Raw genomic sequence first — 6,923 nt, 5'->3', positions numbered from 1 at the left:
CCTCCGGCCCGAACACCGGAGGGCGGGCGGACGGGGGTGGCGCGGGGTCAGTCCAGGGCGAGGAAGCTGCCGACGTTCTCGTCCGGCCGGAACTCGCCCGGCCCCAGGGGGTTGAGGATTCTCGTCTTACAGTTGGCGTCGGGGAAGAGCAGGATGGTGCCGCCGGTCCGGTTGGCGATCGCGGTGTCGGGGCCGAGGCCGGGGTAGCACTGGCCGCCCTGCGGGTCCCGGACCTCCTTGAACTGGTCGCCGTTCTCCATGATCACGACACCGGGGGCCGCCGAGGCGGCCGAGAGGTTGACGAAGGACAGGGCGAGGGCGCCGGCGGTGACCACGAGGGCCGAGCGCGGGCTGAAGCGCATGCGCATGGGAACTCCTGTACTGGGGTTCGCGAGAGGGGTGCGTGTCCGGGAGCGACGGGGCCCCGAACCGGCCGGTGCCCTGTCGCTCCCGGTGTGGAGTACCCGCGCCCGGGGCCGGACCTCACGGCGGCGCCCACGGTTCACCCGAAAGAGATTCGTATGCTTACCAGCTGTACAGGATGGCGCCCGGACGGCGGGGCCGGCTTCCCGCTCCGGCCCGTTCAGGAGCCGGACGCCACCTGGGCGTTGACGTCCTTGAGGAACTCGGCGACGGGGCGACCGAGCAGCTCGGCGCCGTCGACGGAGACGCCGTAACGGTTCTCCAGGTCGGCGAGGACGCCCAGCACGCCGAGCGAGTCGACGCCGAGGTCGAGGAACATGCGGCCCGGTTCGGCGAGTTGCTCGGCGGTGACCTCGACGCCGGCGCGGGCCCTGACCAGGGTGGCGAGTTCCTCGTAGCTGATCTCGGCGGCCATCGGGCCCTCCAGGGGGTGCGCGGGGCGGCAGGACCGGCGGGTGGCGGATCGCTCAACGGGTGGCCCTGTGGGCGCAGTTGTACGCGGTCGCGAGGCGTCCGGTCCAGCTCGTTCACTCGTACGCGTGAGGGCCTTCACGGGGATGGTCGGGACGGCCCGCCCCGGCGTGCCCCGGCCCGGCGCGCCGGCCGGAGGGCCCGGCGGGCGGGCGGTCAGGCGGCGAGGCCGGGCCCGTCAGGCGATGCGGTGGGCCAGACCCGGGTACTCGGCGACCAGGCCGTCCGCGTCCAGCAGCAGGTCCGCCCGGTAGTCGCCGGAGGCGTAGCGGACGGTGGCGCGGCCGTCCTCGTGGCGGCGCAGGTGGGTGTAGGTCTGGCGGGAGGGCACGACGACCAGCTCGGGCACGCGGATCCAGGCCATCAGGAAGTGGTGCTCGCCCGGGCCCCGGTGGAGGGCGTGGCGCAGCACGGGCGGGGTGTTGGTGAGCGGGGACAGGCCGAGGTCGCAGTCGAGGGCGCCGTCGAGGTCGGGTCGGGGGGTGCCGTCGACGGTCCAGTGGCCGGTGGTGTCGTCGCGGCGCAGGTCGAGGGTGCGGGTGGTGTCGGGGGTGCGGGCGGTGACGTGCATGCGGCGGGTGGTGAAGCCGTCGCCGGTGTCGAGCCGGTAGTCGAGCCAGTACGGGGCGGGCTCGGCGGCGGCGGCGCGGCCGTGGGCGGTCAGGGCGGTGGGGCCGAGGTCGATCCAGGAGGTTTCCAGGCCGGCGGTCTCGGTGACCCGCCAGGTGGGTGCGGCGGAGCGGGCGGCGGGGCGTTCGGCGGTGCGGGCGGCGGGGCGGTGCGGGTCGGGGGCGGGGCGGCTGTTCATTCGTGCACGGTACTGCCGGGTGCCGACAGCGGGCCCGACGGGCCGTCAACGCGGGGGGTTCCTTCGTTCGGGTGAGGGTGGGGGCGGGGCGTGCCTCGTGCGGGGCGGGGCGGGGCGTGCGGTGGCGGCGAGCGCCGTCCCGGGCTCTCCATAATCGCGTGGGTGATCACATCCTGTGACGAAGCGGTGGCCCGGCTGCGGGCCCTGCCCGGACTGTCGTGCTGTGCCCGTCCGCTGAACGTGCTGCCGCTGCTGCGCACCGGCTGCCTGTCCGCGGTGGTGAGCGTGGAGGGCCCGGACGCGGGCTGGGCGGGCGAGTTCGGGGCCTCCTTCCACGCGCTGGAACCGGAGCGGGGGGTGCGCGACCACACCTCGGCGGGGGCCGGGGTCCACGCGGTGCTGCGCGCGATCGCCGGCACCTCGGACGAGGACGCGGGCGAGAACGCGGGCGGGGGCGGGAACGCGGGCGCGGGCGGAAACCCGGGCGAGGGTGCGGCGGCTGGCGGCTGGCGGGGCCGGGAGCTGGCGCTGCTGCCCTACTCGGCGATGAAGCCCGAGTGGCGCGCGGCACTCGGCGCGCTCGGCACCCGCCTGCTGGAGCCGCCCTCGCACGTGGCCCTGCCGATGCTGGGCGACAAGCGGGCGCAGCGCGCGTGGCTGCGGTCGGTGGGGGCCGCGACGCCGCCGGACGCGGTGGTCCCGGCGCTCGACCACCGGGAGCTGCTCCGCCGCTTCGGTTCCCCCTACGTGGTGCAGACGCCGGTGGGCTCCAGCGGCAAGGGCACCCACCTGGTCGTCGACGAGGCGGACCTGCGCCCGATCCGCCAAGTCGGCGGCGGGCCCTGGCTGGTGAGCGGCTACGTCGAGGGCGTCGCGCTCAACGTGCACGTGCTGGTGTCGGCGGACAGCACGGTGCGGGTGCTGCGCCCGTCCGTCCAGCTGACCCGTATCGAGGGCGTCGGCGCGCCCTTCGGCGCCTACTCCGGCTGCGACTTCGCGGCCCCCGCCCTGCTGGCGCCGCTCGCCCTGGCCCGGGCCGGCACCGCGGCGCGGCGCGTCGGCGAGGCGCTGGCCGCGCTCGGCTACCGGGGCCTGTTCGGCGCCGACTTCGTCCTGGACGGTGAGCGTCCGCTGCTGCTGGAGCTCAACTGCCGCATGCAGGGCTCGACCTGGCTGCTGGGCGAGCTCGAACTGGCCGAGCAGGCGCTGCCGTCCGCGCTGCGCCACGTGCTGGAGCTCTACGGCCACGCCACCGGCGGCGAGCCGCGTACGGACGCGGTGGGCGCCGTGCAGCTGGTGGTGCGGCACACCGGCGCCCCGGTGCGGGTGGCGGCGGCGCCCGGCGGCGGCCTGCACCGGCTCAAGGACGGGCGGCTGCGGTACTGCGGTGCCGGGTTCGGCCTGCTGGAGTGCGGTCCCGACGACTGCGTGCTGCTGCAACTCCCCTCCCCCGGCATGGTGTTGCACCCGGGGGTGCCGCTCGCCCGGATCGTCGCCCGGCATCCGCTGACCACCCCCGACGGCACCGCGCTGACCGCGACCGGACGCGACCTGGTGGACGCGCTGCGCGCGGGCTTCGTCCTCGAACCCCTCGAACCGTACGGCCTTCCCGGACCCTCCTGCCCCGCCGCCGTCCCCTCCGCCGCGGGTCCCGGCGCCGCCGTCCCCCGCGCGCCGTGGTGAACCCGCGCCCCGACCCGCGGACCGACCCGCTGTACGTCCGCACCGCGGTGCCCGCCGACCTGCCCCGGCTGGCCGCCCTGCGGGCGGAGGCCGCCGCGTGGATCGCCCTGGAGCACGGCTCGGCCCAGTGGTCGGACCCGTACGACGCCGAGCGCGGCCTGGCGCTGATCGCCCTCGGCGTGACCGTGGTCGCGGCGCTGGCGCCGCACGGCGAGGCCGTGGCCACCCTCACGCTGCGCCCCACCGGCAGCCCCCGGCTGTGGACCGGCGAGGAACTCGCCCGCCCGGCCCGCTACGTGAGCTCCTTCACGGTGGACCGCCGGTACGCCGGGCACGGCATCGGCACCAGCCTGGGCGACTGGGCCTCCTGGCGGGCCGCGCGGGCGGGCGCCGGACTGCTGCGGGCGAACGTGTGGAGCGACAACGCCGCCCTGCACGCCTACTACCGTGCGCGGGGCTGGCATTGGGTGCGCACCGCGGCCGGCAGCCGCAGCGGCGCCCTGTTCGAGCGCGCCACGGAAGCGGTGGCGCCGCCGCGGGTCCACGAGGCGGGCCGCCTGCGGACGTGACCCCCCGCCGTCCGGACGGCGCGGGCCGATCGGGCCGGTCGATCGGTCAGCACGGTGTCAGCGCGCCCGGACAGCATGGCCGGTGAGCCGGTGAAAGCGCACGGCCGGGACCGGACGACGGGACAGGAAGAGGAGACGAGGCATGAGCATCAGCCGCAGGTCCGTGCTGCGGACCGCCGCGGCCGCCGTTCCCGCCCTCGCGTGGGGCGCGGCGGCGTCCACCGGGGCGGCTGCGGCCACCGCCCGGGAGCGGTCGGTGGCGCAGGCGCGGTCGGCACCACGGGAACAGCCGACGCCGCAGTGGCAAGTGACGCCGTTCCCACTGCGGAACGACTTCGGCGTCAACGGCCTCGCGATGACCGGCGCCGCGGCCGGCTTCGCCGTCGGGTACCAGGTCGCCTTCTGGGGGCCGGTCCCGTACGACGTGCCCGCGGTGTGGAGCTGGGACGGTGCCCGGTGGGCGGAGGTCGAGGGCGCGGTCACCGGGACCAGCGGCCGGCTGTACGCCGCCACCGCGGCCGGCCCGGCCGACGTGTGGGCCGTGGGCGACACCGGGCTGGCCGTCCACTGGGACGGGCAGGGCTGGAGCCGGAGCACGGTGCCCGGCACCGCCGACGGCGCGTTCTCCGGCTACGCCGTGGCCGGGGCCGGGAGCGCCGTCTGGGCGGTGGGCCGGGTCGGCTCGTCCGCCGCCGCCGCGCGGTGGAACGGCTCGTCCTGGGAGGGCGTCGCCCTCCCGCTGCCGCCCGGTTCCTCCCAGCTCACCGCGGTGCGGGTCGCCGGGCCCGGCGACGTCTGGGCGGCCGGCGACTACCAGGCGTCCCCCGGCGCGCTGTACCGGCCGTTCGTCGTGCACTGGGACGGCAGCGCCTGGTCCCAGGTGGCCGCGCCGTCGTACCCGAACCTCGACGTGCGGGTGCTCGACCTGCTGGTCGCGGGCCCCTCCGAGGTGTGGCTGTCCGGCGGCACCGGCCGGTACAGCCAGTCCGGCCTCTGGAACGCCTTCGCCACCCACTGGAACGGCACCGCCTGGAACGGCACCCGCACGCCGTCGGCCACCGACCCGCACTACTTCCACGGGCTGTCCCTGCGCGGCACGGAGGTCTGGGGCGTGGGCTACGGCGACGACTCCCCCGTCCAGCGGTGGACCGGGTCCTCCTGGGCGGTGGCCCCCGCCCCGTTCGTCGTCACCCGACCGGGCGTGTTCACCACCGGCCCGGACGGCACCACCTGGCTCTTCGGCTACGGCGCCCCGGACGGCAGGACCGGGGCGGACCCCTTCACCGCGCGACTGCCCGCGAGCTGACGCCCCGCCCGCCGTCACCGGACCGCGCCCACCCGCGCCCGCCCGGGTGGCGCAGCGGGGCGGGCCGGGGGCGGGCGGGCGTGCTAGCAATGGCCGAGGGGGTCGGGGGGGTGTTCCCGCGCAACCCGCCCGACCTCGGAGGCCGTCTTGTCGCACCACCTCAGCGGACCGAACCTGCGCTCACCCGAGGGTGACGCGCGCCTGGACCTGACCGACCTGTTCGCCTTCGCCGCGCCGGAGCCGGGCCGGACGGTGCTGATCATGAACGTGAACCCGGTCGCGCCGTCCGGCGGGCAGGCCTTCCACCCGCGGGCGGTGTACCGGATCGACATCGACACCGACGGGGACCGGCGGGCCGACCTCGCGTACAGCTTCACCTTCTCCGAGCCGCGGGACGGGGCGCAGACCATGACGGTGCGGCGGGCCGCCGGCGAGGGGGCGCGCGGGCTGGAGGCGGTCGGCGAGGTGCTGGTGGCGGACGCGCCGGTGAGCTTCACGGGCACGCCCGCGGTGGTGGAGGCGGGGGCGTACCGGGTGAGCGCGGGGCTGCGCAGCGACCCGTTCTTCGCGGACCTGGACGGGATCGTGAAGGACTTCCAGTGGACGGGGGTGGACTGGGGTGCGGACAAGAACGTGTTCGGGATCGTGCTGGAGGCGCCGGACGAGCGGTTCGGGCCGGAGCCGGAGATCGGGGTGTGGGCGCGGGTGAGCGTGCGCCGCGAGGACGGGCACCTGGTGTCGGTGGACCGGGGTGCGCACCCGTCGCTGACGGCGTACTTCAACGAGGAGGACGCCAAGGACGCGTACAACGCCGGGGATCCGGTGGACGACTGGGAGAACTACCGGGAGCCGTGGACGGCGAAGCTGCAGCACTTCGGCGGGTACACCACGGACGCGGCCGAGGCCCAGCTGCGGATCGTCCTGCCGGACATCCTGCGCTACGACCGCGCCCGCCCGGCCGGCTACCCGAACGGGCGCACGCTGAGCGACGACGTCACCTCGGCGCGGCTGACGATGCTCACCGACGGCAAGGTGCCCGGCGACCACATCGGCCCGCACACCGACCTGCTGCCCGCCTTCCCGTACCTGGGCCACCCGCACTGAGCCCGCCGGGCCCCCGGCAGCGGGGGCGGGGACGGGGACGGGGACGGGGCAGGCAGGCGCGCCCCTGTCAGATGTCAGGGACCGCCGCGGGCACCGGATTCCTAGGCTGACGGGCACCGGACGCGACCGGTCGTCCGTCCTCGTACCAGCCAAGGGAGAACCACCCATGCGCAGGATCACCCGTACCGTCGCCGCCCTGGCCCTGGCCGCCGCCGCCCTGACCACCGTGGAGGCCGGCGGCGCCGGTGCCGCGGACGGGGCGTGGGCGGGCTGCCCGTCGGGCGCGGTCTGCGTCTACCCGCAGGACCAGGACCCGGCGGTCAGCCCCAGCGACGTCTACTGGAGCTACGGCGCGCACAACCTGAGCGGCCAGTACGGCCACCACTGGGTGCTCAACAACCAGACCGGCGGCGCGCACGCCCGCCTGTGCCGCGGTTCGGGCGGCGCCGACTGCGTCTACGACATCTCCGCGCCGAAGGGCGTCTACTACGACCTGGGGCCGATCAACTCGATCACCCTCGACCGTCCCTGACGGTCACTCAGTTCCACAGGGCAGTGC

Annotated in this window: 8 protein-coding genes; 5 read left to right on the top strand and 3 right to left on the bottom strand. The window is 76.2% G+C overall.

Annotated features, from left to right (window positions below; all coding sequences use genetic code 11):
• Positions 1 to 47: 47 nt before the first annotated feature.
• From ACFU6K_RS26325 to ACFU6K_RS26315, 3 genes are all read right to left on the bottom strand, one after another.
• Positions 48 to 368, bottom strand: a complete 321-nt coding sequence (locus ACFU6K_RS26325; protein ID WP_380666997.1) for a hypothetical protein — start codon at positions 366 to 368, stop codon at positions 48 to 50.
• 215 nt (positions 369 to 583) lie between these two features.
• Entirely contained in the window at positions 584 to 838 is a 255-nt protein-coding gene (locus ACFU6K_RS26320) for an acyl carrier protein (RefSeq protein WP_380666995.1), read from the bottom strand.
• Between the two features lie 234 nt (positions 839 to 1,072).
• Positions 1,073 to 1,702 (bottom strand): putative glycolipid-binding domain-containing protein, encoded by a 630-nt coding sequence (locus ACFU6K_RS26315; RefSeq protein WP_380666993.1) that lies wholly within the window; start codon positions 1,700 to 1,702, stop codon positions 1,073 to 1,075.
• 162 nt (positions 1,703 to 1,864) lie between these two features.
• Here ACFU6K_RS26315 and ACFU6K_RS26310 point away from each other — a divergent pair, with 162 nt between their 5' ends.
• The 5 genes from ACFU6K_RS26310 (at position 1,865) to ACFU6K_RS26290 (ending at position 6,896) form a co-directional block, all read left to right on the top strand.
• Entirely contained in the window at positions 1,865 to 3,385 is a 1,521-nt protein-coding gene (locus tag ACFU6K_RS26310) for an ATP-grasp domain-containing protein (protein ID WP_380666991.1), read from the top strand.
• On the top strand, positions 3,379 to 3,954 hold the full coding sequence (locus ACFU6K_RS26305; protein ID WP_380666989.1) for a GNAT family N-acetyltransferase: 576 nt from the start codon (positions 3,379 to 3,381) through the stop codon (positions 3,952 to 3,954). The genes ACFU6K_RS26310 and ACFU6K_RS26305 overlap by 7 nt, the downstream gene beginning before the upstream one ends.
• A gap of 142 nt (positions 3,955 to 4,096) precedes the next feature.
• Complete coding sequence (locus ACFU6K_RS26300) at positions 4,097 to 5,260, top strand: hypothetical protein (protein ID WP_380666987.1); 1,164 nt, start codon at positions 4,097 to 4,099, stop codon at positions 5,258 to 5,260.
• A gap of 147 nt (positions 5,261 to 5,407) precedes the next feature.
• Positions 5,408 to 6,364 carry a DUF4331 family protein gene (locus ACFU6K_RS26295; RefSeq protein WP_380666985.1) on the top strand — a complete coding sequence of 319 codons (957 nt, stop codon included), beginning with the start codon at positions 5,408 to 5,410 and terminating at the stop codon, positions 6,362 to 6,364.
• Between the two features lie 166 nt (positions 6,365 to 6,530).
• On the top strand, positions 6,531 to 6,896 hold the full coding sequence (locus tag ACFU6K_RS26290; protein ID WP_380666983.1) for a hypothetical protein: 366 nt from the start codon (positions 6,531 to 6,533) through the stop codon (positions 6,894 to 6,896).
• The last annotated feature ends 27 nt before the right edge of the window (positions 6,897 to 6,923 follow it).

It is taken from the genome of Kitasatospora sp. NPDC057512, assembly GCF_042802135.1.
Taxonomy (GTDB): Bacteria; Actinomycetota; Actinomycetes; order Streptomycetales; family Streptomycetaceae; genus Kitasatospora.
This window is presented reverse-complemented; position numbering and strand designations above follow the sequence as displayed.